27 protein-coding genes are annotated in these 26,437 nt (G+C 44.7%); 11 read left to right on the top strand and 16 right to left on the bottom strand.

The annotated features are described in order from the left end of the window. The first annotated feature begins 213 nt into the window (after window positions 1–213). The 6 genes from R7093_RS21615 to recR all read left to right on the top strand — a co-directional run bounded on the left by R7093_RS21615 (window position 214) and on the right by recR (window position 4,629). Window positions 214–345, top strand: a complete 132-nt coding sequence (locus R7093_RS21615) for a hypothetical protein (protein WP_005380608.1) — start codon at window positions 214–216, stop codon at window positions 343–345. Window positions 346–378: 33 nt separating this feature from the next. Beyond that, window positions 379–765: a YbaN family protein gene (locus tag R7093_RS21610; protein WP_080276930.1), complete on the top strand. Its 387-nt coding sequence runs from the start codon at window positions 379–381 to the stop codon at window positions 763–765. Between the two features lie 162 nt (window positions 766–927). After that, window positions 928–1,473, top strand: coding sequence for an adenine phosphoribosyltransferase (gene apt / locus R7093_RS21605; RefSeq protein ID WP_005380615.1), 546 nt, complete (start codon window positions 928–930; stop codon window positions 1,471–1,473). 8 nt (window positions 1,474–1,481) lie between these two features. Continuing rightward, window positions 1,482–3,587 carry a DNA polymerase III subunit gamma/tau gene (gene dnaX, locus R7093_RS21600; RefSeq protein WP_047104392.1) on the top strand — a complete coding sequence of 702 codons (2,106 nt, stop codon included), beginning with the start codon at window positions 1,482–1,484 and terminating at the stop codon, window positions 3,585–3,587. Window positions 3,588–3,669: 82 nt separating this feature from the next. Next, window positions 3,670–3,999: a YbaB/EbfC family nucleoid-associated protein gene (locus R7093_RS21595; RefSeq protein WP_005380618.1), complete on the top strand. Its 330-nt coding sequence runs from the start codon at window positions 3,670–3,672 to the stop codon at window positions 3,997–3,999. Between the two features lie 30 nt (window positions 4,000–4,029). Beyond that, a complete protein-coding gene (gene recR, locus R7093_RS21590) occupies window positions 4,030–4,629 on the top strand; it encodes a recombination mediator RecR (protein ID WP_005380619.1) in 600 nt (199 codons plus the stop codon). A 51-nt stretch (window positions 4,630–4,680) separates the two neighbouring features. Here recR and aqpZ read toward each other — a convergent pair whose 3' ends face one another. The 3 genes from aqpZ to R7093_RS21575 form a co-directional block, all read right to left on the bottom strand. Further along, window positions 4,681–5,379, bottom strand: coding sequence for an aquaporin Z (aqpZ, locus tag R7093_RS21585; protein ID WP_318146807.1), 699 nt, complete (start codon window positions 5,377–5,379; stop codon window positions 4,681–4,683). Between the two features lie 229 nt (window positions 5,380–5,608). After that, window positions 5,609–5,857 (bottom strand): YkgJ family cysteine cluster protein, encoded by a 249-nt coding sequence (locus R7093_RS21580; protein ID WP_318146806.1) that lies wholly within the window; start codon window positions 5,855–5,857, stop codon window positions 5,609–5,611. A 137-nt stretch (window positions 5,858–5,994) separates the two neighbouring features. Continuing rightward, complete coding sequence (locus R7093_RS21575; protein ID WP_005380625.1) at window positions 5,995–6,243, bottom strand: GlsB/YeaQ/YmgE family stress response membrane protein; 249 nt, start codon at window positions 6,241–6,243, stop codon at window positions 5,995–5,997. Between the two features lie 188 nt (window positions 6,244–6,431). Here R7093_RS21575 and R7093_RS21570 point away from each other — a divergent pair, with 188 nt between their 5' ends. Beyond that, complete coding sequence (locus R7093_RS21570; RefSeq protein WP_005384948.1) at window positions 6,432–6,872, top strand: YcgN family cysteine cluster protein; 441 nt, start codon at window positions 6,432–6,434, stop codon at window positions 6,870–6,872. Window positions 6,873–7,063: 191 nt separating this feature from the next. Further along, a complete protein-coding gene (locus R7093_RS21565; protein WP_047104397.1) occupies window positions 7,064–8,743 on the top strand; it encodes a mechanosensitive ion channel family protein in 1,680 nt (559 codons plus the stop codon). Window positions 8,744–8,812: 69 nt separating this feature from the next. Here the strand turns inward: R7093_RS21565 and R7093_RS21560 are convergent, their stop codons facing one another. The 10 genes from R7093_RS21560 to gap all read right to left on the bottom strand — a co-directional run bounded on the left by R7093_RS21560 (window position 8,813) and on the right by gap (window position 18,916). Then, on the bottom strand, window positions 8,813–9,097 hold the full coding sequence (locus R7093_RS21560) for a putative quinol monooxygenase (RefSeq protein ID WP_047104400.1): 285 nt from the start codon (window positions 9,095–9,097) through the stop codon (window positions 8,813–8,815). 17 nt (window positions 9,098–9,114) lie between these two features. After that, a complete protein-coding gene (locus R7093_RS21555; RefSeq protein ID WP_005380685.1) occupies window positions 9,115–9,510 on the bottom strand; it encodes a VOC family protein in 396 nt (131 codons plus the stop codon). Window positions 9,511–9,650: 140 nt separating this feature from the next. Continuing rightward, a complete protein-coding gene (locus tag R7093_RS21550) occupies window positions 9,651–9,950 on the bottom strand; it encodes a ribbon-helix-helix domain-containing protein (protein ID WP_005384938.1) in 300 nt (99 codons plus the stop codon). Between the two features lie 137 nt (window positions 9,951–10,087). Next, complete coding sequence (locus R7093_RS21545; protein ID WP_053349597.1) at window positions 10,088–11,665, bottom strand: alkaline phosphatase; 1,578 nt, start codon at window positions 11,663–11,665, stop codon at window positions 10,088–10,090. Between the two features lie 398 nt (window positions 11,666–12,063). After that, complete coding sequence (locus tag R7093_RS21540; RefSeq protein ID WP_005380688.1) at window positions 12,064–12,423, bottom strand: hypothetical protein; 360 nt, start codon at window positions 12,421–12,423, stop codon at window positions 12,064–12,066. 251 nt (window positions 12,424–12,674) lie between these two features. Beyond that, a complete protein-coding gene (locus R7093_RS21535) occupies window positions 12,675–13,622 on the bottom strand; it encodes a ChaN family lipoprotein (protein WP_017635818.1) in 948 nt (315 codons plus the stop codon). A gap of 97 nt (window positions 13,623–13,719) precedes the next feature. Further along, entirely contained in the window at window positions 13,720–14,547 is an 828-nt protein-coding gene (rlmA, locus tag R7093_RS21530; protein WP_005380691.1) for a 23S rRNA (guanine(745)-N(1))-methyltransferase, read from the bottom strand. A gap of 96 nt (window positions 14,548–14,643) precedes the next feature. Continuing rightward, window positions 14,644–16,680 carry a methyl-accepting chemotaxis protein gene (locus R7093_RS21525; RefSeq protein ID WP_206225624.1) on the bottom strand — a complete coding sequence of 679 codons (2,037 nt, stop codon included), beginning with the start codon at window positions 16,678–16,680 and terminating at the stop codon, window positions 14,644–14,646. 199 nt (window positions 16,681–16,879) lie between these two features. Next, complete coding sequence (locus tag R7093_RS21520) at window positions 16,880–17,764, bottom strand: D-hexose-6-phosphate mutarotase (protein ID WP_033907352.1); 885 nt, start codon at window positions 17,762–17,764, stop codon at window positions 16,880–16,882. Window positions 17,765–17,920: 156 nt separating this feature from the next. Then, entirely contained in the window at window positions 17,921–18,916 is a 996-nt protein-coding gene (gap, locus tag R7093_RS21515; RefSeq protein WP_213963015.1) for a type I glyceraldehyde-3-phosphate dehydrogenase, read from the bottom strand. 337 nt (window positions 18,917–19,253) lie between these two features. Between gap and msrB the strand changes: the two genes are divergently transcribed. Continuing rightward, window positions 19,254–19,661 (top strand): peptide-methionine (R)-S-oxide reductase MsrB, encoded by a 408-nt coding sequence (gene msrB / locus R7093_RS21510; protein WP_005380698.1) that lies wholly within the window; start codon window positions 19,254–19,256, stop codon window positions 19,659–19,661. Between the two features lie 117 nt (window positions 19,662–19,778). On the opposite strand, the gene R7093_RS21505 is transcribed toward msrB, so the two are convergent. Then, on the bottom strand, window positions 19,779–20,600 hold the full coding sequence (locus tag R7093_RS21505; RefSeq protein ID WP_047104411.1) for a DUF2989 domain-containing protein: 822 nt from the start codon (window positions 20,598–20,600) through the stop codon (window positions 19,779–19,781). 101 nt (window positions 20,601–20,701) lie between these two features. Here R7093_RS21505 and R7093_RS21500 point away from each other — a divergent pair, with 101 nt between their 5' ends. Beyond that, window positions 20,702–20,986 carry a YeaC family protein gene (locus R7093_RS21500; protein ID WP_005380700.1) on the top strand — a complete coding sequence of 95 codons (285 nt, stop codon included), beginning with the start codon at window positions 20,702–20,704 and terminating at the stop codon, window positions 20,984–20,986. A gap of 95 nt (window positions 20,987–21,081) precedes the next feature. Here the strand turns inward: R7093_RS21500 and ansA are convergent, their stop codons facing one another. Together ansA and sppA are read right to left on the bottom strand one after the other, a co-directional pair. Beyond that, on the bottom strand, window positions 21,082–22,095 hold the full coding sequence (gene ansA / locus R7093_RS21495; protein WP_017635822.1) for an asparaginase: 1,014 nt from the start codon (window positions 22,093–22,095) through the stop codon (window positions 21,082–21,084). A gap of 164 nt (window positions 22,096–22,259) precedes the next feature. Then, the gene (sppA, locus tag R7093_RS21490) at window positions 22,260–24,110 is read right to left on the bottom strand and encodes a signal peptide peptidase SppA (RefSeq protein WP_005380705.1); all 1,851 of its coding nucleotides are present in this window, start codon (window positions 24,108–24,110) and stop codon (window positions 22,260–22,262) included. Between the two features lie 224 nt (window positions 24,111–24,334). Between sppA and R7093_RS21485 the strand changes: the two genes are divergently transcribed. After that, window positions 24,335–26,347 (top strand): NADPH-dependent 2,4-dienoyl-CoA reductase, encoded by a 2,013-nt coding sequence (locus R7093_RS21485; RefSeq protein WP_005380708.1) that lies wholly within the window; start codon window positions 24,335–24,337, stop codon window positions 26,345–26,347. Window positions 26,348–26,437: the final 90 nt, after the last annotated feature.

The following is a 26,437-nucleotide window of genomic DNA, read 5'->3' as shown; positions in this document are numbered from 1 at the left end:
CAAACCAATAAGCAGCGTCCTTACGCTGCTTATTATCTTTTTAGAACCACCAAAACAACATACGTTTAGTTCAATAACCTTACTTTTTACTGGTGTTTAGATTTGGCTGTTTAATGTATAGTCAGCTCTTAAAACAATAATGACCCATTTGTGCAACGATAATTTAACGCTGTGCCTTGGGAGAAGCAAAGTCAACTAGTGAGAAGACACATCATGGCAGACAAAGATTTTAAAGAGCCTTATAATATTTTTTACTTTTTAGGTTTTATTGCAGTTCTTTTGATCCCAACACTTCCTGCAACGCTAACCTGGCTTCGTGTAATGAATGGTTACGCAGGCTTTTAATCTAGCTATTTTGTACCGGAGTTCACCATTCGTATTAAGCGTTACTTTTTCAATACTGTTGGTGGACTCTGTATTGTGCTCGGCATAGCCGGCATAGCCCTTCCACTTTTACCCACCACACCTTTTATTTTGCTTGCTAGCGCATGTTTTATGCGTGGTAGCCCCGCATTTCATCAATGGTTACATAACCACAAAACGTTTGGACCCATTCTCGACAATTGGCATAAGCATCGGGCTGTTACTTCAAAAGTAAAAAAGCGTGGTGCGATTTTTATTGCGCTTAGTTTCATGGTTTCAATCGTTGTTGTCCCCCTCGTTTGGGTAAAAATTGGTCTTTTAGTGATGCTAATCGTTTTACTCAGCTGGTTTATGCGTCTGCCTGTGATTGAGTTGGTTGCTGACCGAGAAGAAAATCACTAAGATTGTAGAGAATAGTGTGCCCGCTCTTCGAGTGGGCGTTTGTATTTTCAGCGCCTGTGACTTTTACGAAAATAAGCACATAGTGGTGAAAACCTATTGTTCGTTGCCCTCGTGATACTGCGATTAGAGAGGGCGATGAGCCAATCTAAGTAAATCGGTATTATGACTACAGAAACAATTTCACTGATCAAATCTAGCATCAAAAGCATCCAAGACTACCCAAAGCCAGGCATTCTATTTCGTGATGTGACGAGCCTTCTTGAAGACGCGAAAGCATACCAAGCGACGATCAACTTACTTGTTGAACGTTACAAAGATATGGGCTTTACCAAGGTTGTGGGTACGGAAGCTCGTGGCTTTCTATTTGGCGCGCCTTTAGCGCTTGAGCTAGGTGTTGGTTTTGTACCAGTGCGTAAACCAGGCAAGCTACCACGCCCTACTGTTGCTCAATCTTATGAGCTTGAATACGGCGTTGATACACTAGAAATCCATACAGATGCCATCGTTGAAGGCGACAAAGTACTGGTTGTCGACGATTTATTGGCAACGGGCGGTACTATTGAAGCGACGACTAAGCTGATTCGCCAACTGGGTGGTGAAGTTGAGCACGCTGCGTTCGTTATCAACCTACCAGAAATCGGTGGTGATAAACGTTTAGAAGCACTAGGTCTAAACGTGTACAGCATTTGCGATTTTGAAGGACATTAATACATTCAATGAGTTATTTAGCTTTAGCGCGAAAATGGCGTCCTAATCAGTTTGACCAAGTTGTCGGACAAAAACATGTCCTGACGGCGTTGGAAAATGCACTGGCGCAAAACCGTTTACACCATGCTTATCTGTTCAGCGGGACTCGTGGTGTGGGTAAAACGAGTATCGGTAGGTTGTTTGCCAAAGGCTTGAACTGCGAAACCGGTATTACCGCGACACCTTGTGGTAAGTGCGATACTTGTCGTGAAATTGATGAAGGTCGCTTTGTCGATCTTCTTGAAATCGACGCGGCATCACGTACTAAAGTTGAAGACACTCGCGAACTGTTAGACAACGTTCAATACAAACCTGCTCGTGGACGTTTTAAAGTGTACCTCATCGATGAGGTGCACATGCTATCGCGTCACTCTTTCAATGCGTTGTTGAAAACCCTGGAAGAGCCGCCAGAGTATGTGAAGTTCTTACTCGCGACAACCGATCCACAAAAGCTGCCTGTTACTATATTGTCGCGTTGTCTACAGTTCCATCTCAAACCGATCAGCGTTGATGATATTCATCAGCAACTTGACTACATTTTGGGTCAAGAGCAAGTATCGGCAGAACCAAAAGCACTGGGTATGATTTCACATGCTGCAGATGGCAGTATGCGTGATGCTCTTAGCTTGACCGATCAAGCAATTGCTTTAGGTAACGGTGCGGTGCAAACCGATATTGTCAGCCACATGTTGGGGACGATTGATACCGACCAAGCGATTCACTTACTAGAGTCAATCAGTAGCAAGCAACCTCAACAAGCCATGGATAAAATCCAGCAATTAGCAGCAAATGGTGTTGAGTGGGATGGTTTGTTGCAGCAAGTCGCAACACAGCTTCATCGAATTGCGATGTATCAAGCGCTGCCAGCGTCGCTAGACCGAGCGCAGCCAGATGCAGAAAAAATCGAGTTGTTGAGTAAAGCACTAAGTCCGCAAGACGTTCAGCTTTACTACCAAATTGCATTGAAAGGTCGTGAAGATTTGACTCTCTCGCCAAATGGGCGAGTCGGTCTGGAAATGATTGTGCTGCGTATGATGGCGTTCCGCCCATCAAATAACAGTGGGGCAAATGTTGTTTCTAGTAACTGCGAGCCAGCGTCATCTCCGGCTCAAAGTACCAGTCAACCAAAGGCTGCGCCAGCTCAGACAGCCGCGGCTCCTCGAGATCAGCAGCCGAGTCCAGCACAAAGCACACCACAAGTGGCGCCTCAACCTTCATCCAGTTCGCAACCTGAGTATCAAGCGAGTGGATATGAGACGGTTCCACCACAGTATGATATGGCGCCGCCGATGAGCGAAAACCCAGCGCCGCAACATGAAACGCCACCTCAACAAGTGCAAGAGAGCGTTTCAACACCAGCGCGCGGCGGTCTAAGCGGTTTGCGTCACCAATTACGTTCTCAGCGTCAAGGCCTACAACAGAACACTCCTCAAAATGGTGGCTCAAAAAAGCCTAAAGCGGCATCTGCACAACCAGAATCGGTTATCGACCGAGTAGCGCAATTGCATGGCAATTCCGCGCAGGTGTCGCCAAACTCAGCTCCGAAGTCGACGGAGCCACAAGTTGAGGAAGCGTATCGCTGGCGTCCAAGCAAGCCTGTTGAGACAAAAGTAAATACAAAACTGACACCTACGCAGCTCAAGCAGGCACTTGAGCATGAGAAAACGCCTGAAATGGCACAAAAGCTCATCGATGAGTCATTAGAACATAATGAATGGGCGAAGCTAATCAGCTTAATGGAGATCCCTAAGCTGGTAGAGCAACTTGCGCTAAACTCTCATTATAGTAAGGAAGGAACAACCGTTTCGTTACTATTGAGAAGCAGCCAAGCTCATTTGAATACTGATAGAGCTCAAGCCGAATTGCTTAAAGCACTTAATACCGTGTTGGGTGAAGAGTGCCACATGAGCATCGAAATAGGGGAGAGTGGAGAAACACCACTTGAACTGAGAGATAGGCTCTACCAAGAGAAATTACAGCAAGCGCTGAACAGTTTAGAAAACGATCCAAATGTTCAATTTATTGAACGTCGTTTTGCTGCAGAGCTTGATAAAGATAGTGTGCGCCCTATCTAATAATCGAATGGAATGGGGTTGAAAACCCAAAGGTATAACCCCATTAATTGATGCAACACCTCATTAAACCAGAGAGATAAACATGTTTGGTAAAGGCGGTATGGGCAACCTAATGAAGCAAGCCCAGCAAATGCAAGATCGCATGCAAAAGCTTCAAGAAGAAATCGCGAATATGGAAGTAACTGGCGAGTCTGGTGCTGGCCTAGTTAAGGTTACTATCACTGGTAGTCACAGCGTACGTCGTGTTGACATCGATGAAAGTTTGATGGAAGACGACAAAGAAATGCTTGAAGATCTGATCGCTGCGGCGTTCAACGATGCAGCCCGTCGTGTTGAAGAAACTCAAAAAGAGAAAATGGCTTCTGTAACTGGCGGTATGCAACTACCACCAGGTATGAAAATGCCATTCTAATCTGCTGATATTTAATTAAGCGGACTTTTAATGCGTACCAGTCATATGCTGGAGCAATTGATGGAGGCCTTACGTTGTCTACCTGGGGTTGGCCCCAAGTCAGCGCAGCGTATGGCCTTTCATTTGTTACAGCGCGATAGAAAAGGCGGTTTGCAGCTTGCAGATGCGCTTAGTCAGGCAATGACAGAAATAGGTCATTGTACTGAGTGTCGAACCTTCACCGAAGAAGAAGTCTGTCACATTTGTACCAACCCAAAACGCCAAGAAAATGGTCAAATTTGTGTGGTAGAAAGCCCGGCAGACATCGCAGCCGTTGAAGCAACAGGCCAATATTCTGGTCGGTATTTTGTTCTTATGGGGCATTTGTCGCCATTAGATGGTATTGGTCCAAGTGATATTGGATTGGATGTCCTTGATTACCGCTTACGTCGCGGTGATATTACCGAAGTGATTTTGGCGACAAACCCAACAGTTGAAGGTGAAGCCACTGCCCACTACATCGCAGAGCTATGTAAAGAGCACCAAGTTGATGCCAGCCGCATCGCGCATGGTGTGCCTGTCGGTGGGGAGCTAGAGCTTGTTGATGGCACGACGTTGTCACATTCGCTATTAGGTCGACACAGAATTTAATAAAAAGCCGCTGAATTCAGCGGCTTTTTTGATTTTGGGAGTTAGGAACGATTAATCGTTCGATTCTTTACCAAGAAGATTTTTGTAGATAACCGCACCAAGCACGCCACCCACAATAGGAGCAATCCAGAACAGCCATAGCTGAGAAACCGCCCATTCACCCACATATACTGCGACTGCCGTGCTACGAGCAGGGTTTACTGACGTATTGGTGACAGGAATGCTGATCAGGTGAATGAGAGTCAAACACAGGCCAATTGCGATAGGTGCAAAGCCTTGTGGCGCACGTTTGTCTGTTGCACCCATAATGACAATCAGGAACATCATCGTCATGACAGCTTCAGTCACAAGTGCAGCGATCATCGAGTATTGGCCTGGAGAGTGTTCACCATAACCATTGGCGGCAAAGCCAGAACCCACAACATCGAATCCTGCTTGTCCAGATGCAATAACGTAAAGCACGCCACCTGCGATAAGCCCGCCGATCACCTGTGAGATGATGTAGGGAGCAACGTCTTTTGTCTCAAAACGACCGCCAGCCCAAAGGCCAACTGTCACTGCAGGGTTCAAGTGACAACCTGAAATATGACCGATAGCAAATGCCATCGTCAGAACGGTTAAACCGAATGCCAAAGCAACGCCCAACAGACCAATACCCACTTCAGGGAAACCCGCAGCCAACACCGCGCTACCACAGCCGCCTAACACTAGCCAGAACGTGCCAAAAGCCTCAGCCAAATACTTATTCATGTTCTTTCCTGATCTTTAATTAAATGACCCGCTGAACATAGTCGAGAATTGTCAATAAATTGTGAGGGAGATCGCGCAAAAACCGCAAATGGAACGCTATGTGGCAAGAGTTCTCAAAGGTGAGATAAAAAGCAGAGGGGGGGAGTGCTAAATCTTGAGTTGGCTTTGATTACTGCCTCGGAGAGAAACAACCGAGGTACTAACTTTAAACGTGTGGTCTAGAGTCGCATTACGTCAATTGTTCTAATTCAGTGATGTTGTCGAGTGCTTCTTGATTGGTGTTGCCGCATACAATCGGACACGGTTTAAAATCGTGACAGACTTTAGGGCGTTCAGGCTTACCAAATAGCTTGCACAAATTGTCGTCGTTGAGTTGCACACAACGAACACCTGCAGGTTTGCCCTTGGGCATTCCAGGTATTGGTGAAGAGATATTTGGCGCAATACAGCACGCTCCACATCCTAATCGACAATCCATAATGTAAACCTCTTAAAAATTAAGGGGGCAATTATGGTCATTTTGACGTGGATTGGAAGAGTGAAGAAAGAAAAAAATAAAAGGGCGCGCTTAACATTACGCTCCCTTTTTGGTTTTTTGCTTTTAAATCATCGTGATTATTTTAAGAAACGGTTATAAACAAACAACAGAATAAATGCGCCTAGTGTTGCGGTAATGATACTACCAATGTTGACGCCAGTTGCTCCGCCGAAACCGAGAATGCCGCCAAGGAAGCCACCTACAAATGCCCCTGCAATACCAAGTAACATTGTTGCAATCCAACCGCCCCCATCTTTTCCTGGCATGAGCCATTTAGCAAGTGCGCCGGCGATTAAGCCCAAAATAATCCAAGAAATAATACCCATGAAAACTCCTTAATGCCTTCTTGATCAATTGAGTAATGGAAACTTGTTTAAGGATAGAACAGTAAAACGAAAGTAGTTGAATATCTCCACCGTTATGTGGGAAGGATGCAAGATCTTCTCAAAACTTGAACTTTTGCGTTGAGAAGAGTATAAATCGCCCCCTAAATTCCCTTGGTGAGACCTGAAGTATGAGCACTCCATTTTGGCAAAGTAAATCGTTAGAGCAGATGACAGAAGAGGAATGGGAATCTCTCTGTGATGGTTGTGGCAAATGTTGTTTGCATAAGCTGATGGATGAAGATACCGATGAAATCTACTATACCAATGTGGCTTGTAGCTGGCTGAACAGTAAAACGTGTTCATGTAAGGATTACCCAAACCGTTTCACTTCGGGTGAAGAGTGCACCAAGCTGACCCGAGAAGACATCGACGATTTTACTTGGCTGCCACACACGTGCGCTTACCGTCTGTTGGCTGAAAAGCAGCCTTTACCAGAATGGCATCCGTTGATTACAGGCTCTAAGTCCGCAATGCATGCGGCAGGGGAAAGTGTCCGTAACAAAGTCGTTTACGAGATTGATGTGGTGGATTGGGAAGACCATATTTTAAATCATCCCAACCGTCCTTAGTCGAATACAAACAAGCCTTTCATTGATTAAATGAAAGGCTTGTTTGCTATTGGGGCTCCCAACTTTGACGTCTCGCTAACGAAATGCTGCTCAGTTTATTATTTAGTGTTGTAAACTTAGGAGTATGATTTCAACGCTTTACACTTCTATTCCTGATTGTTTTGATCAGGATTGTTTCCTATGAGGTAAACATGACGTTTCATTTCCCCCAGAAACTGCGCCTGACATCTTGGGTGACATTATTCGCACTTGCCGTCATTATGTTCTCCCCAATGGCTGTTCATGCGACTGCTACTGACGATATCCAAGAGCCTTCTGCTGCCGAAATCTCGATTGACAACTTGAACCGAGAGATTGTGGATTTATCCCAAAGCCTCTCGCAAGCGAGTGGCGACGAGCGTGATGCCCTTCAACTGCAACTATTCCAAAAGAATGAAGAATTAAGAAGCCAGTTAGCGTCAGCGATTGAACGTGAAACTATCTCTCGCGACAAGCTGATCTTGCTAGTTAAAAAACAAGAACAATACTCTGAGGACGCGACGAACTATCTATCGGAAAAAATAAAGAAAGTCGTCGAGGATTTAAATAAGGCTAAGGATGAAGAGAAGCTTGCTCTTGTTAATGATTATCGAGAGCTACAGCGTTATCTTGATGTTAGCTTCGATTCGAGCTGGCAAAATCTCGCTTGGTTGAAGGAGCTAGGGGCCCAAAACGAGCGCGCAGAAGCGGAACTAAAAGATAAAATTGATAAACGTATGCGCTTACTGTCTGCTTCAATTGAGTACTTGAGTCAGCAAAGTGAGATCATTGGCTCCCAACTTTCGTCTAGCCCAGAGTCGGAAAAAGCGTCGTTGCAACTTAGTCAGCTCATTACTAAACAAAGGCTAAATATTGCGACAGAAAGCTTACGCAACCTGATTTCAATTGGTGATAAAGTCGGTTTAGAAACGTCTGAATACAAACGCCAAATTTTTGAAGTGACGGGTAATATCACCCATGATTTACTGAATACCAAAGTTGTGTGGTCAATACTGAGTCACTGGTCCAACTCGGCACTGGATTGGTTTGCCGAGAATGCACCGCAGCATATCTTCCAGTTGTTTGTTTTTGCGCTGATTTTATTGATCGCTCGCGGACTGGCTAAGTTAACTCGCAAAGTCGTCCGTAAAGCAGTTGCATCGAAAAACTTAAAACTTTCCCACTTGATGCAGGACTTCTTTATCTCGATGTCCGGCAAATTCGTGTGGGTGATCGGTATCATGGTGGGCTTATCTCAGCTTGGTTTGAACCTAGCGCCGATCCTAACCGGTTTCGGTATTGCTGGTGTGATTATTGGTTTCGCGTTGCAAGACACGTTATCCAACTTCGCGGCGGGTATGATGCTGCTTATTTATCGCCCATTTGATGTTGGTGATTTTGTGTATGCTGGCGGTGTGGATGGCAAGGTAAGCCATATGAGTTTGGTGAACACCACAATCCGTACGTTTGATAACCAAATTATTATTGTGCCTAACAGCAAAATCTGGGGAGATGTTATTAAGAACGTCACGCATGAACGCATTCGCCGCGTGGATATGGTGTTTGGCATTGGCTATGCGGATGACCTCTTAAAAGCGGAGTCAGTATTGTCTGATATCATTACCGCTCACCCTTCGGTACTTCGCACTCCAGAGCCAATGATCAAAGTTCATACATTAAATACGTCTTCTGTAGATTTTATTGTGCGCCCTTGGGTAAAAACGGATGATTACTGGGATGTATACTGGGATGTGACTAAAGAAGTGAAACTACGCTTCGACCGAGAAGGTATTTCGATTCCTTTCCCACAACAAGATGTGCATTTGCATATGGTGGAGAAGCAAGACGCTTAATCACAGGTCCTAACAAGTGAAAGGCACTCTAGGTAGAGTGCCTTTTTTGATCTTCGGTTGGCGTTATTGTTACAGTTCGTTAAAGAACACCAGTTTCGGCTCGCATTCTAACAAGTTGTCGATCTGGCTAATCAAAAGAGCAAAGTGTTCTGTTTTACCGTGAAACTCAAATGCTTGTTGGTCTTTAAATTGCTCCTGAAAAACGAAGTGGCATGCATTGTCTTTATCTTGGAACAATTGATAACGAACACAACCTTCTTCATTGCGAGTAGGTTCAAGCGCTTGGGTAAGTACCTCTTTCAACTCTTGTTCTTTTCCCGGTTGTGCATGAAAGGTAGCCGTCAAGTGAATCATAATGTTTACTCTTTTTGTTATAGGTAACGCCCTTGGCGTTGCAGGAACTCAATTTTGTAACCATCAGGGTCGGTTACAAAAAAGAACGTTGCTAAATGCTTTTGTTGATGGTCAAAGGCTTTGATGTCACCAGTTTCAATGCCGAGAGATTTAATGCGTTTGTGGGCTTGTTCAATGTCCTCCACGCTGACGGCAAGGTGGCCGTAGCCTGAGCCGTGAGTGTAGGGCTCACTTTGGTCGTGATTGTGCGTCAGTTCCAATTCAAAGCCAGTTTCTTGGTTGGCTAGATAGGTTAGAGAAAAGCCATCAAAGATGTATTGATCAGCGACTTCTAGTTCAAGTACGTCACAGTAAAATTGTAGAGAGCGGTCCAGATCACTTACTCGGATCATGGTGTGAATCATTTTTGTCATGGGTACTCCTTGATAGTCCGCATAGGTTAGCGATTTCAAAAGGAGTCTGGGTAGTACTCTAGTACGACAAATTAGATGATGTTCAAGGGTTTATAATACGGATGCATAGCCTAGGATGGTCATTGGTCGGTTGGTTGCTATTAACTGTTAAGTTGCGCAAGTGCTTGACGAGTGGTCTCTTGAGGTTGGCGGGCGTAAGTGAGGCAAGCGCATCGAAGTAAGGAGGCAAAGTTGTTCACTTCACCATTGTATTCGAGTGCTTCTTGATAAACAGTGCTTATGAATTTAGGAACCGTCATGTTTTGAGCACTAGCGATTTCCTCAAGAATTGTCCAAAAGCTCGCTTCAAGTTTTACACTGGTCGCGTGACCATCAATACGGATAGAGCGGGTGATGAACTGATAGTTGTCTTGGGGTTGCTTAGCAAAGATTTCGCACATTTTCTTTATTCATATAATTAAAGACCCATAATTATTGTGGTGTGCGATTTAAAACGTCAACTGTTTTCATGAATAAAAAAAACGCTCCCTTGCGAGAGCGTTGAAACATCACGAGTTGTGAAGTAAGTGCAAGTTGATTATTTAATTTGTTGCTTCAAGTACTCGCCTAGTTGCGAGTGGTGCATGATTTTTGATACCGGAAGGATAGTTTCTGCAGGTCCCCAAGCAAATACGTTGACAGGAGTATGCGTATGAGTACCCGTCCCCCATACTGTGTTTTGCTTTGTTGCATGCTCACGCGCTAGCAAGTTGCCACGGTCGTTGTAAGGAAAGAAAGCATCAAAGTCATTGATTGTCGGTACGTTCTCTTCGCTTAAGTATTTGTGTCCAGCGAGTCGGTATGGATTTGGTTTACTTGCTAATACGCGTTCTGCTTGCTCAGGCGTAATCGAAAAATCGCTATTTGCGTTCACGACTTCCGCAAACTTCTCTGGAGTTTGCTCTTTCTTATCAAGCGCTTGGAATTCACTGATCATGCCGTAGTAACTTTTCTTTTGGTTGTATAAACCATCGAGGATCTCGAACTGACCAAAGTTGAAGTTTGGCGCGTAATCCTGATTTTTGAATGCTTCGCCGTCGCGTTTTTGTGGTTTAGGCAAGTTTGCTGATGAGTAGCTAAAGCCAAAAGAGCCGGTTTCGTGGTCAGCAGTAACAATGATCAGGGTGTCATCACGGCCTTTTGCCCACTCATAAACTGAGTTTACCGCTTCATCGAATTTAAGCATTTCATGCAGCATCGTACCTGCATCGTTACTGTGGCCAGCCCAGTCAATTTGGCCGCCTTCAACCATCAAGAAAAAACCGTCTTTGTCTTTTGAAAGAATGTCGATTGCTTTGGTGGTCATTTCTTTCAGCGATGGCTGCGTGCGTTTTGGATCGTTTTTGCTTTGACTGTAGGCAATACCATCGTTCATGCCCGAGTAAGCAAAAAGTCCAAGTAATTTGTCACCTTTAGCTTGTGTGAGCATATCGCGGCTGAAAGCCAGGTTGTAACCTTGGTCTTGCGCCTCAGTAAGCAAGTTGCGCTCATCTTTACGTTTCGACTTTAGGTAGACATTACCTTCAGTGAGCTTTTCAAGTTGCTCGTATGTCTTTCCCTTGTCGTTTGTCGACTTTGGAATCCAATGACGAAGTCCACCAGACATCATCACGTCTACGCCTGTTTCGAGCATATCCGCCGCAATATTGTTTTCTAGGGAGCGATGTGGTTGATGAGCGGCAAATGCTGCTGGCGTTGCGTGGGTCATACGCGTATCAGAGACGAGCCCTGTCGCTTTACCTTTACTTTTGGCTTTTTCCAAAATAGTTTCGACATGGTTGCCTTGGCTATCAATGCCAATGACTTCAGAAGCGGTAGGGATTCCTGTCGCTAGCATCGTAGCTGAGCACGCAGAGTCGACGACAATTGCGTCTTCTGGATTGGTCAGTGATGATCCAATCACACCTTCTTGAGCGAGTTTGTATAACGCTGTGCTTTCGCCTTTGTAAACCGAGTTAGGTGCGTGTTTTGCGTAGGTCTCGAGTAAACCAACTTGTTGAGGACCCATGCCGTCGCCGATCATCAAAATGACGTTTTTGATTTCAGCTGAGAGTGCGTTGAAAGAGAGGGTAGATGCAGCCACTGCCGTAACGATTGGAGATACTAAGCGCTTCATTATATTTTCCTTGTTTATTGAAAGCGCAGGCATTAAAGCAATGATTTATGAAGGTTTTGTGTCGGTAATAAAAGTTTAACCAAATTGTCGTTTTTGTTTGGTTTTGCAGAAAAAATGAGTCGCTCTGTAACGTTCGTTAGTTTGGAAAGAAGAAAGCCCACAAACGTGGGCTTGGATTACGCTTAGGAGTTGAAAGCATGGACTAAAGTTATCCATTCAGTGCCTTCACAAGAAACCTAGTTTAGGGAGCAATAAACGAGCATGTATTATCGGGCCACAAGAGCGGTCGAATTCACTTACGTTTGCATCATATCGTTCTTTGGCTTATTAAATTATGGGCTGCAGTAAGTGTTTGGTTCAAATAGGATTTGTTGTCGTGACGATTATCAGACTGGTTATCAGACTAATGCCAGTATGATGCCACCAACGGTAAGTGCCGCAGAAAGGTATTGACCCGCAGAATATGAGCCATCCTCTTCTTTCTCGATTTTATCGGGGTGATCCATGCCAAGCGCACCATGCGTGAAAGATTCGACCTTTTCACCAACAGATTTATCTTCTGCTTCTATTTTCTTGCTGTCGTGCTCGATTTGTTGCAGAGCGGCAAGTAGCGCTTTGCCTTCGGTCGAAAGCGTCACCTTATTGTGTTCGACTTTCAGCGGCGAAGCACTAGTTTCTTCTTGTGCAATACTTGCTTGTTTAGAGGCGACAGATTGTTTGGCATAGCTATTAACAGAAGTGCTTCCTACTGGATTCATCGAATACTCCTTGGAACATCGACACTCGGTCACTGAGTGCGGGTAAAAAGCAGTTATATTTTTATCGGCGGCAAAGTTTATTTCTGAAGCTATTTGGATAAAAACAGGTCTGCTTTTGCCGCTTCTAGTTTCTATTGGTGATCATTAGCAAAAAATAGACCAGCAGGAAGCAGACCCTTGTCACTCGATGAACTCGGAGCGGTGTGATGATGCAACGCAACGGCAAGGTAGTAACTTAAATTGAAGAGCAGCTACTTACATTGAAGATCGTTATTGCGTTTAGTTAGATGTTGATATGCCGCCATGCGGTGAGCATCTTGTACATACCGTACTGGTGGTGCGAGAACCTCTAACTGATAGTCAGTATTATCAGAAAGCACGTTATCTGTTGGGCTAATTACAACCACTTTTAAGCTCGGGTTGCGGCTTAAGATTGATGCTGCCGTACCCAACCCTTGCTCGGTGTGAAACTTGCCTGCAACATGGACAACCTGAGCGCCTGGGTTGTCGTCTAGGTAGCTAACGATAGATTCCGCCATAGTTTCATCCCAAGTAACTTGAGCTGCAAACTGTTTTTCCGTCTGCTCTGGCTTACCGTGATGCATGGATGCCATGAACTTTTCTTTGTACGGACTACTACCAGTGTTGATGGCTTGTGCAATGAACATCCGCTGATCATCATCGAGCTTGTTAATGTAATCTAGCCCTTGTCGACCAATGCATCGGACAATGTTCTTTGGTGCATTTGCTGCAATGACCGGGAGATTTTTCTGCTTAGCAAACTCCACGAGAGGGCGATAGTCGCTTTCATAATTGGGCCAAGCGTTGGCTTGTTTCATTAAGTACTGTTCGCCGATCTCCCCACGTAGGTAAGCGTCAACAACAGGTTGTTTGTCGCGGGTAAATTGTTCCATAGATAACGCGAGTGAGCGGTCGTAGGACGTAAGTTGTTTGAGCATATCGGTTTGAAAGCGATGAACGCCGGCGTGTGTGTGCCATTCACCAATAAGAATGACATCTGCTTGTTGCAGCTCAATTGGCAGTTTGCTTAGAGCGATGTGCTCGCCAGAAGGGGTGTATAGTTGGTAGTCGTAAAAACTAGTGACTTCCGCTGAGGTTGCGTGAGAGTCGGTGTGCGTATATGAAGAGCAACCAGTAAGTAAGCCTGCAAAGAGCAAGCTCAAAGTAGAAAAGCGCATTGAAAAGCCTCCAAAAATGTCCGGATGATATTAATGGAGGCTGAGCAATGAATCAATATAAATGATAACTATTTGCGTTTGTTGTTTTTTTGACTTATTAATTGAGTGTTTTTTTGCGATATACACGCAACATAAAATCAGCCTCACATTGGAAAAGTGTAGCGGATTTCAACTCTTCACGAAGAGCATCGGTTGCTTTCCATGCGAATGGCGTCATTTGCAATAAATCGATTGCGGCTCCGTTTTTCAAGTCCATAACATAGTTAAGATGCTGCTGGTGCTCTAATTCAAACCCTTCAATATGTTCTGGTTCTTCATTGTGAAGACGAACTTCTTGATAAATGCGCTCACGCAGTTGGTATAAGTGGCGGCTAGCAGGAGTAACCGTGACAACAACGCCGTCGTTTTTTACAACGCGCTGCAGCTCCTCAGCTTTACACGGGGCATAAATGCGCAAAATGGCATCTAAGGATTCATTTGCGAAGGGAAGTCGGTGACTAGAAGCCACACTAAAGTTGCAGTGCGTGTAACGCTTCGCCGCGTAACGAATGGCAACTTTGGAAATGTCTAAGCCATAAATCGTGGCATGGTTCGCTTGTGTTTCTATCGTCTTTTGTACTTGATCTGTGTAGTAACCTTCACCACAACCAATATCTAATAATTGATGAGTGCTCCCCTCAGTGTATGTTGCACACAGCTGCGCCACTTCTTGGCGCATTGGGTTGTAGTAATCTCCTTCGAGGAACCGACGACGAGCTTGCATCATCTCTTTGTTGTCACCAGGATCTTTAGAACGTTTGTGGTGCGCTGGCATCAAGTTAACGTAGCCTTCTTTTGCTAAGTCAAACTGATGATTGTTTTCGCACTTAAACGTTTTTTCATTTAACGCTAGAGCTTGGTGGCATAGAGGGCATTGATAGTTCATGACGATCTCGAACAGAAAGTAGGGCGGCAAATTCTATCAAAAAGCATGGTCTCAAGTGAAACAAAAAGAGCCGACTGGGTCGGCTCTTATTAAGTATTAGTGGAAGAAGTCGACTTGCTCTTTCAAGTTTCGTGCTTGTTGTTGAAGTTCAATGGCACTTTGCGAGGTTTTTGCGCTCGTGTTGCGGCTTTCTCGGTTAAGTTCACTGATAGAATGGGCATTTGCTGCAATTTCTTGTGAAACTTGAGCTTGTTCTTCTGAAGTCGCTGCAATGGCGTCGGCTTGAGAGGCTATCGACTGCACTTGTACTGCTATGGCTTCTAATGCTGTGCCCGCGTCTTGTGCTTTGTCCAAGACCTGGTTTGCACTGCGTTGGCTGTCTGTCATCATATTAACTGCATTATGAGTCGACCCTTTTAGTTTCTCGATAATTTCCACGACATCTTGAACTGAGCTTTGGGTTCGGTGCGCAAGTGTGCGCACTTCATCTGCTACAACTGCGAAGCCACGGCCTTGCTCACCTGCTCGTGCTGCTTCAATGGCGGCATTCAAGGCAAGTAAATTGGTTTGCTCAGCAATTTCATCAATCATTTTAGTGACGGTTTGAATACTCTCGCTATCGCGATTTACTTGCTCGATAGCCGTTGCTGATTGATCCAATTGATCGTTAAGTTGAGCAACGTCGATACATACGCCTTCAACAATCGCGAGACCAGATTGACTATCAGTATTTGCTGAGCGTACGTTTTCCGCAATGCTTTCGACTTGTTGTGCGACAGATTGAGCGGAAGAGGCCATTTCTTCAATCGCTGTCACAACTTGCTCGACTTCTTGTTGTTGTCGGTCGGCTTGGGTCAAATTGCTATGTGCATCGTTGGCAACGCTGGTGGAGTTGCTCTCCACTAAGTCGCTTGTTGAACGGATCTTACCAACGAGTTCATTGAGCTGACTTGCCATACTGGCGACACCCGAGCTCAGGTTCGTAATTTCATTCTTTGATGCTTTACGAGACGCTGGAATGTTCAAGCTGACTTCGCCGCCCGCTAAGCGAGTCATGTATGAGTTTAGAGTTGTGAGAGGTTGTAAGCTGCGATTCAAGAAAAGTGTCAGTACAACAAAAGTAATGATTGCCGCTACCGAAGAAATGATGGCAATGAGTGTGAGAAGCGTGTCGCTACCTTTTGTCACTTCTTTGATAAACGTACCACCTAGCAGTTTCCAGTTCCAACCTGGAACCTCTGTGTAGACAAGATACTTTTCGCCTACGTTACCTTGGTACTCGAAAGGGTAGCGAATTAATCCACTAGATTGTTCGAAAATCTGGCCAAAAGGCTTGTGACCATTGTAGTCGGCGACTTCTAGTATTGACGAATCTGAGCCGCTTTTTGCTGGATGAAGTAGGTATTTACCAAGATTGTTTTCGTCGTCATCAACGATAATGGTGTAACCAGTGTCGCCCCATTTTATCTCTTCGAGTACATCGAATAAGGTTTGTGTCGCTTGGTCTACTGGTAAGCCGATAAACGATAGGCCTGCTACCTTTCCTGTCGCATCTTTGATTGGGGCATAGTAGGTAATGTAGCGCTCGCCATACAATTTAATTTGAGCGTAATACGGTTGTCCTGCTTTAAGTTGCTGATAACCAGGATGGTTGATGCCTAACGTGGTTCCGACCGCTCGTTGACCTTGTGGATCTTTTAGGGAGGTGGACACCCGAATAAAGTCGTCACCCAATGGTGCGAATAGCGTTGCTATAGCGCCGGTATCACGTGTGAAACTGTCGACCAACTTGGTGTCATTAATTAAGCTTTCACTGTATTGAGTGATGTTTGGTACTTCATGTCCCATGAAGTCAACCGTGTAATTTTCGACATAGACACCGGCAAGGTAGCCATTGCGAAAAGTAGATTCGAGGACTTTAGCGGTGTGCAGGTAAGCATCGAATTGGCCAGCAATGGTTTTTGCCATTGATTCTACTTTAGATTGGTGTTCTTTCAGTGTGCTTTCCAATAGAACATCGGAAGCGTTGCGGTAAACAAGCGCTGCAATACTGCTGAAAGCAATGAATAGACACAAAGTGATCACCAGTTTCAACTGGAATCCGACACTTTGATTTCGGTATCTCTCTAACATAGACTAATTCCTGATATTTTTATTATTTATGAGTTTTGTATCGGTATGCTATCGGTTTATATGATCAATTTTTTTGATATTTATTAATGAAACCGTCAAAAGTGACCAGTAACCAATAAGTTAGTAAAGATAGGACCATCTAAGCAGAGCTTTTATTACAAAAAAAAGCCGGGTATCCCCGGCCTTTATATGGTGATTCTTACTGCGCTGAAATGACAGTGACAAGTTCATGTGTCTCACCTGGTTGGAGCGTTTGACCTTGCTCAATACTTGGTGCATGAACAGCAGACTCCACACACAACATGGTTTGATAACCATCGTCAGCCATGTCACCCATGCTTTGCGCACCTTCTGCCCAAGGGTTCCATAATACTGCTGAGTTGTGGCCTTGGTTGTGTACGCTTAGCGTACGATCCAATACCGGGTCTTTTACCAAAATTTTCGCTTCTGGTTGCGTGTAAACGCGATCAATCGTGTCAGTTAGTTGTAGAACATTACCACCTTGGCATACCGCATCAGCTTTCAAGCTATCAATGTACTCGGCACCCATGCCTGTCGTTTGTGCTTGCTTAATGTCTCCAACGTTTAGGTAAGTATGTAATGCGCCAGAGAAGGTCCAAGCCTCGTCATCAATGTTCATGACTTTGAGCGTCACTTTTAGCTCATCGCCCACTTCAATCACCAAACGAGCGTCAAACATATGGGGCCAAATATCGTGGATTTCTTCTGTCGGGAACAGAGCAAGTTCAACAATCACACCGTTATGGTTCTCACGATGTTCAACCAACTCCCATTCTGCGGTGCGGGCAAAGCCGTGAGCTGGAGCAGCGATACGCCCAAACCAAGGCCAACAAACCGGAATACCACCGCGAAGAGCAGCTTTACCATCGAAGACAGCTTTTTCGCTCATCCAGATCAGATCTTCTTGACCTTCAGGCGTGAACGACACGACATGACCACCGTGTAGCGAGATGCCTGCCGTTGCTTTGTCATGAATCACGCGGACGATTTTTATCTGATCAACTTCAACGATAGTGACGTTATCAGATAGCACCGTTAGGGCTGGGAGAGTTTTTAAATCCATGTGTAGTTTCCTATCGCTGGGGGAGAGCTTTTAGACGCGCTTCGCACATTAAATGCAACATCGAGCCTGCATTCTCTCAAATTCCAGATACAAAAAAGGCGACCCTAGAGCCGCCTTTTCTTTAACGAAGTTATTCGCTAATTGCTAACTTTCTAATTACTTAGAGATGTGAGCGATTAGGTCTAGAACTTTGTTTGAGTAACCGATTTCGTTGTCGTACCAAGATACAACTTTAACGAATTTGTCAGTTAGTGCGATACCAGCTTTAGCATCGAATACTGAAGTGCAAACTTCGCCGATGAAGTCTTGAGATACAACTGCATCTTCAGTGTAGCCTAGAACGCCTTTTAGTTCGCCTTCAGAAGCTTCTTTCATCGCTTTACAGATGTCTTCGTAAGAAGCACCGTTAACTAGGTTAACAGTTAGGTCAACTACAGAAACGTTAGCAGTTGGTACGCGGAAAGCCATACCAGTTAGTTTGCCGTTTACTTCTGGAAGTACAACGCCTACAGCTTTAGCAGCACCAGTTGAAGATGGGATGATGTTTTGAGAAGCACCACGACCACCGCGCCAGTCTTTAGCAGAAGGACCATCTACAGTTTTTTGAGTTGCTGTAGTTGCGTGAACTGTAGTCATAAGACCAGATTCGATACCGAACTTGTCGTTAAGAACTTTAGCGATAGGCGCTAGACAGTTAGTAGTACAAGAAGCGTTAGAAACGATGTCTTGACCAGCGTAAGTGTCGAAGTTTACGCCGTTAACGAACATTGGAGTAGCGTCTTTAGAAGGACCAGTTAGTACAACTTTTTTCGCGCCAGCAGTGATGTGCTTACGTGCAGTCTCGTCAGTTAGGAAAAGACCAGTTGCTTCAGCTACAACGTCAACACTGATTTCGTCCCATTTTAGGTCTTCAGGGTTGCGCTCTGCAGTAACACGTACAGTTTTACCGTTAACGATTAGGTTACCGCCTTCAACTTCAACAGTACCGTTGAAACGGCCGTGAGTTGAGTCATACTTAAGCATGTATGCCATGTAATCTACATCGATAAGGTCGTTAATACCTACTACTTCGATGTCGTTGCGCTCTTGCGCTGCACGGAATACGAAACGACCGATACGGCCAAAACCGTTAATACCTACTTTGATAGTCATTATAGTTGCTCCACAACTTAATTTCTGATTAAAGATAACTGGTAGTAAAATTACAGAATCCAGTAAACATCTGCAAGTGATAATCGGACTTAACTTGTTTAAAGTCAAAAAAAAGCGACGCTTTTTTTAACAATTCTTTGCAAATGTACGTTTTTTAAACTTTTAACTGATTCTTCTGTAGCCCAGTTGGCGTAATATAACTGGTGAGATAAGTGCTCTTATCAAATTAATTACGCATGGTGTCCTGGTGAGAAAGTATGTGCTACAACTGTTAAGAGAAGCAAGTTTTTTGCTAAAAAAGTCAATACCAAGAACAGTAAATAAGGAGCCGAAAGTCGTGGAACAAAGCGGGAAAAAAGTGACGAAGTCAGATGAACAGTGGCGTGAGCAACTGTCTGATGAAGAGTTCCGTGTTTGCCGAGAGCAAGGTACAGAGCCTCCTTTCAGCGGTAAGCTACTGCATAATAAGGAAACTGGTGTTTACGCTTGTACTTGTTGTAATGCCCCTCTCTTTGTCTCTGATAACAAGTATGACTCTGGCTGCGGATGGCCAAGTTTTGATGCGCCTATCAACGATCAAGCGGTGCGCTATTTAGAAGATCTAAGTCACGGAATGGTACGTACAGAGATTCGTTGTGCAACGTGTGATAGCCATCTAGGGCACGTTTTTGAAGATGGCCCACAGACCACAGGAGAGCGTTTTTGTGTTAATTCTGTGTCGTTAATTTTCAACAAATCAGAATAATAACGACAAAATTGTGCTCGAGATTGTTTTATCCTTTCAGGATGATTCATGCTCAACGGTGATCTGAGTGTCGCTCGACTTAAATAAAAACTCCCGCTCATTGCGGGAGTTTTTCGTTTATATCTCACTGGGTATCATTGCTGGGGAATAGATACCTTTCTCTATGGCTTTCGCCACCGATTCGGCTAATTCATCCAACTGCTTATATCGCTCTGGATGACTGAAATTGAACATACGTTGGAGCTGCTTTTCATCAGCAAGCGGTACGTCGAATCTCTTCGCGACCATTGCCCATAGATACGCTTGCTCTTTGTCTCCAAGCCCTTGATGAATACTTGCCATTGACTTGAGAATGACCGGATTGATGTTGTCTTCATCAGATAAAGACAACGCGTTATTAAGAAGCTCCAGGGTTTTCTTGGTATCTCGGTTGGTATAAAAAGTGGCTAATGCATATTGCATCTCAGCATTATTTAATTGGGGAGACCCTTCCATTTGTAAAAATGCGCGCCGAGCTTGAGTATCTCCCGTTTGAGACCATAAGAAATACAAAGTAGCCGGGTCTTCTGAGCCTTTTAACTCGTTTACAATGCGCTCTAGCTCATCAATACTGTGTACCAATGCATTAAAGCGTTGTCTTTTGAGAGCACTTTGATCAATAGGGGTGATCTGGGAGGCGAGTTCTAAGCATTTCCTATATCCAGCGACCAGACCGTATTCGATGATTTGGTTGGCCTCTGATGGGTTTTTCAATTGCTCAAACCGATGCCAAACCAAATTTGTTCTTGGAATTCGACATTGGCCGTCATCCATATTGAGCTGCTCGCAACGCAGCTCTGGTGTTTTTTGGCACAACTCTTCGGTTGTCACGTTACCTTCAAAACAGCCCGATAGCGCAAAACATGCGAGGCTGAGAAGTAACCAGTTTGTTCTTTTCATGGCTTTGCTTGTGATCCGTTACACCAATTCATTTTCGTATTCTTGACTCAGTTTCTTAACCCGTTATGTTCTGTAAATAGAATGTAATAAGAAGGTACACTATGGACGCAGAACAACTATTACAAGCGATGACTCCAGAAGTTTATGATCGCTTAGTGTATGCAGTAGAAACGGGAAGATGGCCTGAGGGTACAACACTTTCTAAAGAGCAGCGAGATTCGTGTATGCAAGCTGTGATGTTGTATCAATCAAAACATAATACTGATGCGCAGCATATGACGGTTGCAGCCGGTGGTGAAATCAGTTTTAAATCAAAACAAGAGCTTAAAAAACAATTCAGCGGAGAAGAGAGCGATATTGTTCGTGTCAATCCGAACATTGATTAATCCTTACGCCTTATTTCTCAAAATTTTATTATTTTGATTTTGAAAGAAAAAAGCCCAAATTGTATTGGGCTTTTTAGATCGCAGAAAGCTTGAACTTACAGGCTCATTTCACCACGCAGTACTTGTTGCATTCTCTCTTTTACTTCTTCGTAAGAAAGGTTTTGGCTTAGAAGGTAGTGTAGTTTTGCCAGCGCCGCTTCGGGCGTCATGTCAAAGCCACTGATAACACCAGAGTCTGCGAGAGCACAACCTGTGGCATATCCGCCCATATTCACTTTACCTGCCAAACACTGAGTTAGGTTTACGACAATAACGCCGCGCTCAGAGGCTTCTTTCAGGTGACCAAGCAGCTCAGGGTTCTGAGGAGCATTGCCGACACCAAAAGTCAGAAGAATCATCGCATTCACGGGCTGACGAAGCGTGTTGCGGATAACTTCGTGTGAAATACCAGGGTACATGGTGATCACACCGATTGGTTGTGGCGTGATGTTGTGAACCTTAAACTCACCTTCTGGTTGTGCACCAACGGTTACGCTGTTGCTAACTTGAATATTGATCCCAGCTTCCAATAGTGGAGGAAGGTTTGGTGAAGTAAAGGCATTAAAACCGTCTGCATGAGATTTTGTGCTGCGGTTACCACGCATCAATTGATTATTGAAGAACAAAGTTACTTCGTTGATCGGGTAGTTTGCCGCAATATGTAGCGCGTTTAATAGGTTTGCTTGGCCGTCAGAACGCAGCTCTGCGAGAGGGATTTGTGAACCCGTTACAATCACTGGCTTACCAAGGTTTTCAAGCATGAAAGACAATGCGGACGCTGTGTACGCCATGGTGTCAGTACCATGTAGGATAACGAAACCATCGTATTTGTCATAGTTGTCACGAATATCATTCGCAATCTGCTGCCAGTCAGCAGGTGTCATATCTGATGAGTCAATCAGAGGGTCGTATTCGTGGATGGTGTAATCCGGCATTTCAGGACGATGGAATTCGGGCATGCTTGCTAATTGCTTTTCCATAAAGCCAGCAACAGGCACATAGCCGTGGTCGGATTTTTGCATTCCGATGGTACCACCGGTGTAAGCGATGTAGATGTGTTTTCTAGTCATCGTTTTTTCTTTCGTGTAGGGGAACAGAGGCGGGGATTATATACCTAAATAACCTTGAGATGCGAGGCTATACGCACAGCATCAGAAAGTCATCTGAGGAGATGCAAAGCCTAATAAAAAGGGCACTTCAAGTAGAAGTGCCCTTTGTAATATTGATGGAAAAACTACTGCACTTGGCAGTTCAAACAAAATGCGTATTGACCTTTAGGATCGTTGAAGCTTTGGAGCAAGCTTGCGTCTTGTTCGAATTGTTGAGCTACGGGTTGAAGACTTTTTGGTAGCAAGCTTGTTGCATCAATACCTAGAGAGACTTTCACCTGTTTCATAAACTCTTGCAGAAATAGTTCAGTAGGTGAAAGAGGCTCTTCTACCCAGTAAATGCCGTAATCGGTCACGTTCGCTAGTTTCGCCGCTAGCTCTACAGCATCATCAAAGTCACCCATTTGATCGACAAGACCAAAGGATAGTGCATCTTGGCCAGTCCAAACTCGACCTTGAGCAACCTTGTCAACTTCCTCTAGAGACATATCGCGATTCTCGCCAACTAGAGAAATAAAGCGCTTGTAACCGTGTTCGATACCTAATTGGAACACTTGAGACGCGCCTTCAGAAAGGCCAGTGGTAATACCGTCACCTGAGAACGGCGATGTGCCAACGCCATCAGTGTTAATACCTAACTTGCTAAAGCCTTTTTCAAACGTGGTGATGACACTAAATATACCAATGGAGCCCGTCAGGGTTGTTGGCTGAGCAACGATTTTGTCTGCGCTCATTGAAATCCAATAACCACCAGAAGCAGCCAAACTCGACATGGATACAACAACCGGCTTACCTGCTTGCTTCAGAGCTTCTACTTCGTTACGAATCACTTCAGAAGCAAAGGCACTGCCTCCTGGACTATCTACTCGTAATACGACCGCTTTCACTTTTTCATCATTGCGTGCTTGACGCAGCAAGCTTGCGACTGTGTCACCACCAACAGTTCCGCGAGGTTGTTGACCGTCCATAATCGCGCCACTTGCTAGAACAACGGCGATGTCGTGCTGAGGTAGTGTGTAATCGGGACGAATCGTTGCAAGGTAGTCGTAGTAACCAATCGCGTTGTAGCTGTCTTTGCCGTCGCTACCAAACTGTTTTGCGAATAGAGTGCGAATGTCTTGGCGTGTCGCAAGTTCATCCACTAGCCCCAATTTGACTGCGAGCTGAGCAATATCGCCATTTACAGACTTCATCTCGTTAATCAGTTCATCCATGGTTGGATTAAGCACTTTCGCATCAATGTTTCGGTTTGTTGTTACGTCATCAACAAAAGCACTCCACAATTGAGTAACCCAGCGTGTTGCTGACTCTTTCGCCGCATCGGACATGTCATCACGAATAAACGGTTCGATAGCGGATTTATAAGTACCTACGCGAAAAACATGAGTAGAAACGTCAAGCTTTTCAAGTAACGTTTTGTAGTACATTGAGTAAGCGCTGTAACCTTTAATCAATACACCACCATCAGGTGCCAGATAAACTTTGTCAGCGTAACTTGCCAAGTAATATTGGCTTTGGTTGTAGAAATCACCTACGGCGTAAACGGGTTTGCCTGACGCTTTAAATTCGTTCAACGCTTTCGCGATGTAACGTAGTTTCGTGAGATTTGTTTCTGGCATGTCTCGCAGTGCTAGCACTAATCCAGACACTTTAGGATCGTCTTTCGCGTAGCGAATAGTATCAACGATATCGAAAAGGACGTTTTCTTTCGGTAGCTCATTACCCAAAAGGGAACCAGCAAAAGAGTCCATTGGGTTTACATAACGTCTTTGTTCGACAATTGGGCCTGAAAGGTTCATCACCAATGCCGATTCTTTTTCGACGACAGGTTGACCGTCTCCGGTATAAGTAAAGGCAAAGTAGAAAACGGCAATCATCAGCAAGAAAATTAGGTTTGCCAGTGCGAGTCTGATGAAAGTGATACTTTTCCATATCCCTTTAAATATCAAACCAATAAATTTGAAGAGTTTTTTCATCTTGTCTCCATAACGAGATAGTTACGCCGAGTCTAACAAAGTATGGGTTCTTATCTCTAAGATCTCAAAAGATAACATTTTTTTAGCTTATCACGACCACTCAACAATTGGCATATTTTCACACGAGATTGATCGGTGTTACAAAAATGTAAACGCTTGTTTGATTTTTTGGTTGAGCAGGCTTAATCTGGTCAGACCATGATAATAACAATGGATGTTAAGTGATGTCTGCCATGTACCCAAACCTATTAAAGCCACTGGACCTCGGTTTCACACAATTACGAAACCGAGTTCTGATGGGATCAATGCACACGGGCTTAGAAGAGCACAAAGAAGGATTACAGAAGCTCGCTGCTTTTTATGAAGAACGCGCGAAAGGCGGTGTCGGACTGATTGTAACCGGAGGTTTTTCTCCTAACTTACGCGGTCGTTTACACCCGTTGAGTGCTGAATTCAGCAAGCCAAAACATGCTAAAGCCCATAAAGTTGTGACAGAAGCGGTGCACAAGCACGGTGGTAAAATTGCGTTGCAAATTCTCCATGCTGGGCGTTATGCAATGCATCCATTCTCGCAAAGTGCATCTGGCATTAAAGCGCCGATTGCAAAGTTTGCTCCGAGTGAAATGAGCGACCGCCAGATAAAGAAAACCATCGACGCGTTTGCTAATAGTGCGGAGTTAGCACAGCTTGCTGGTTATGATGGCGTCGAGTTAATGGGCTCGGAAGGTTACTTGATAAACCAATTCTTATGTAAACGTACTAATATGCGTTACGACGAATGGGGTGGCAGCTATAAAAAACGTATGCGTTTTCCGCTAGAAATTGTTAAAGCGGTACGCAAGGCGGTGGGTGACAAGTTCATCATCATCTTCCGTCTTTCTATGCTGGATCTTGTCGAGCAGGGCAGCACTTTTGAAGACGTTATCGAATTGGCGAAAGCACTTGAAGAGGCTGGCGTCACGATTATTAATACGGGTATCGGTTGGCATGAGGCTCGAATTCCGACCATTGCGACTCAAGTACCACGTGGTGCGTTTACATGGGTTACGGAAAAAGTTAAACCTCACGTTTCGGTTCCTATTATCACTTGCAACCGTATAAATACGCCAGATGAAGCAGAACGCATTTTATCTTCAGGTCATGCCGACATGGTTTCGATGGCGCGCCCATTCTTGGCCGATCCTTACTTTGTTGCTAAAGCCGAACAGGAAAAAGCGCAGCTTATTAATACGTGTATTGGTTGTAATCAGGCGTGTCTAGATAACGTGTTTAAAGGTAAGCGCGCCAGTTGCTTAGTGAACCCTCTAGCGTGCTATGAAACCGAAATTGTTGTTGAACCAGCCTTTAAAAAGAAAAACATTGCAGTTGTTGGTGCTGGACCTGCGGGCTTGGCTTGTGCGACCACACTGGCTGAACGTGGCCATAAGGTTGATTTGTTCGAAAAGAACGACCGCATCGGTGGTCAGTTCCGTCTTGCGATGCAGATCCCTGGTAAGGAAGAGTTTCGAGAGACGATACGATATTTCGCTAACCGTATTGATGAAACAGGCGTGAATCTGCACTTATCGACGGAAGCGAACTATGACTTACTCACAGAATACGATGAGATAGTGATGGCATCGGGTGTTGAGCCACGTAAAGTCAATATTGATGGAATTGATAACCCAGAGAAAGTCGTCGACTATCAAACTCTCATTCGAGACAAAACGCCAGTCGGTGAGAAAGTGGCTATCGTTGGTGCTGGTGGCATTGGCGTAGATGTCGCGACCATGCTCACAGAGCCAGTTGGACAAACGTTGGATGACTGGTTGCATGAATGGGGAATCGACAAGGAGATGTCTCAGCCGGGTGGTTTATACCCTTACCCTGATGCGGTCAGCGATAAAGAAGTCTGGGTACTTCAGCGTCGTAAAGGTCGTGTAGGTAAAGGTCCGGGTAAAACGACAGGTTGGATCCATAAACGTACCCTTGAAAAACGGGGCGTACATTTAGTCGGCGGCGTGTCTTACGATAAAATTGATGATCAAGGTTTGCACATTCATGTAGACGGAAGCGCGCAGGTACTTAATGCAGACAAAGTTATCATTTGTGCTGGGCAAGAGTCTGTACGTCCGTTTGAAGATAAATGGTCTGAACTTGGAGAGAAGATTCATATCATTGGCGGAGCTGACCATGCGGGTGAACTTGATGCTGTGCGTGCGATTCGTCAAGGTGTTAAATTGGCGGTAAAACTCTAGCCTTTTAATGTGTGTGACCCGTCCTGATATGGGTTGACACTTTTTAACTAAAACGCTCGATGTACTTCATCGGGCGTTTTGTATTTTAAA

This window comes from Vibrio sp. 1580, from assembly GCF_033340055.1.
Note: the sequence above shows the minus strand (reverse complement) of the source record. Positions and strands in the feature narration are given on the sequence as shown.

Bases quoted from the DNA above. Each gene is read 5' to 3' on its own strand.
- R7093_RS21615 (WP_005380608.1), top strand. From the start codon at position 214: ATGGCAGACAAAGATTTTAAAGAGCCTTATAATATTTTTTACTTTTTA.
- apt (WP_005380615.1), top strand. From the start codon at position 928: ATGACTACAGAAACAATTTCACTGATCAAATCTAGCATCAAAAGCATC.
- dnaX (WP_047104392.1), top strand. From the start codon at position 1,482: ATGAGTTATTTAGCTTTAGCGCGAAAATGGCGTCCTAATCAGTTTGAC.
- R7093_RS21595 (WP_005380618.1), top strand. From the start codon at position 3,670: ATGTTTGGTAAAGGCGGTATGGGCAACCTAATGAAGCAAGCCCAGCAA.
- recR (WP_005380619.1), top strand. From the start codon at position 4,030: ATGCGTACCAGTCATATGCTGGAGCAATTGATGGAGGCCTTACGTTGT.
- aqpZ (WP_318146807.1), bottom strand. From the start codon at position 5,379: ATGAATAAGTATTTGGCTGAGGCTTTTGGCACGTTCTGGCTAGTGTTA.
- R7093_RS21580 (WP_318146806.1), bottom strand. From the start codon at position 5,857: ATGGATTGTCGATTAGGATGTGGAGCGTGCTGTATTGCGCCAAATATC.
- R7093_RS21575 (WP_005380625.1), bottom strand. From the start codon at position 6,243: ATGGGTATTATTTCTTGGATTATTTTGGGCTTAATCGCCGGCGCACTT.
- R7093_RS21570 (WP_005384948.1), top strand. From the start codon at position 6,432: ATGAGCACTCCATTTTGGCAAAGTAAATCGTTAGAGCAGATGACAGAA.
- R7093_RS21565 (WP_047104397.1), top strand. From the start codon at position 7,064: ATGACGTTTCATTTCCCCCAGAAACTGCGCCTGACATCTTGGGTGACA.
- R7093_RS21560 (WP_047104400.1), bottom strand. From the start codon at position 9,097: ATGATTCACTTGACGGCTACCTTTCATGCACAACCGGGAAAAGAACAA.
- R7093_RS21555 (WP_005380685.1), bottom strand. From the start codon at position 9,510: ATGACAAAAATGATTCACACCATGATCCGAGTAAGTGATCTGGACCGC.
- R7093_RS21550 (WP_005384938.1), bottom strand. From the start codon at position 9,950: ATGTGCGAAATCTTTGCTAAGCAACCCCAAGACAACTATCAGTTCATC.
- R7093_RS21545 (WP_053349597.1), bottom strand. From the start codon at position 11,665: ATGAAGCGCTTAGTATCTCCAATCGTTACGGCAGTGGCTGCATCTACC.
- R7093_RS21540 (WP_005380688.1), bottom strand. From the start codon at position 12,423: ATGAATCCAGTAGGAAGCACTTCTGTTAATAGCTATGCCAAACAATCT.
- R7093_RS21535 (WP_017635818.1), bottom strand. From the start codon at position 13,622: ATGCGCTTTTCTACTTTGAGCTTGCTCTTTGCAGGCTTACTTACTGGT.
- rlmA (WP_005380691.1), bottom strand. From the start codon at position 14,547: ATGAACTATCAATGCCCTCTATGCCACCAAGCTCTAGCGTTAAATGAA.
- R7093_RS21525 (WP_206225624.1), bottom strand. From the start codon at position 16,680: ATGTTAGAGAGATACCGAAATCAAAGTGTCGGATTCCAGTTGAAACTG.
- R7093_RS21520 (WP_033907352.1), bottom strand. From the start codon at position 17,764: ATGGATTTAAAAACTCTCCCAGCCCTAACGGTGCTATCTGATAACGTC.
- gap (WP_213963015.1), bottom strand. From the start codon at position 18,916: ATGACTATCAAAGTAGGTATTAACGGTTTTGGCCGTATCGGTCGTTTC.
- R7093_RS21505 (WP_047104411.1), bottom strand. From the start codon at position 20,600: ATGAAAAGAACAAACTGGTTACTTCTCAGCCTCGCATGTTTTGCGCTA.
- R7093_RS21500 (WP_005380700.1), top strand. From the start codon at position 20,702: ATGGACGCAGAACAACTATTACAAGCGATGACTCCAGAAGTTTATGAT.
- ansA (WP_017635822.1), bottom strand. From the start codon at position 22,095: ATGACTAGAAAACACATCTACATCGCTTACACCGGTGGTACCATCGGA.
- sppA (WP_005380705.1), bottom strand. From the start codon at position 24,110: ATGAAAAAACTCTTCAAATTTATTGGTTTGATATTTAAAGGGATATGG.
- R7093_RS21485 (WP_005380708.1), top strand. From the start codon at position 24,335: ATGTCTGCCATGTACCCAAACCTATTAAAGCCACTGGACCTCGGTTTC.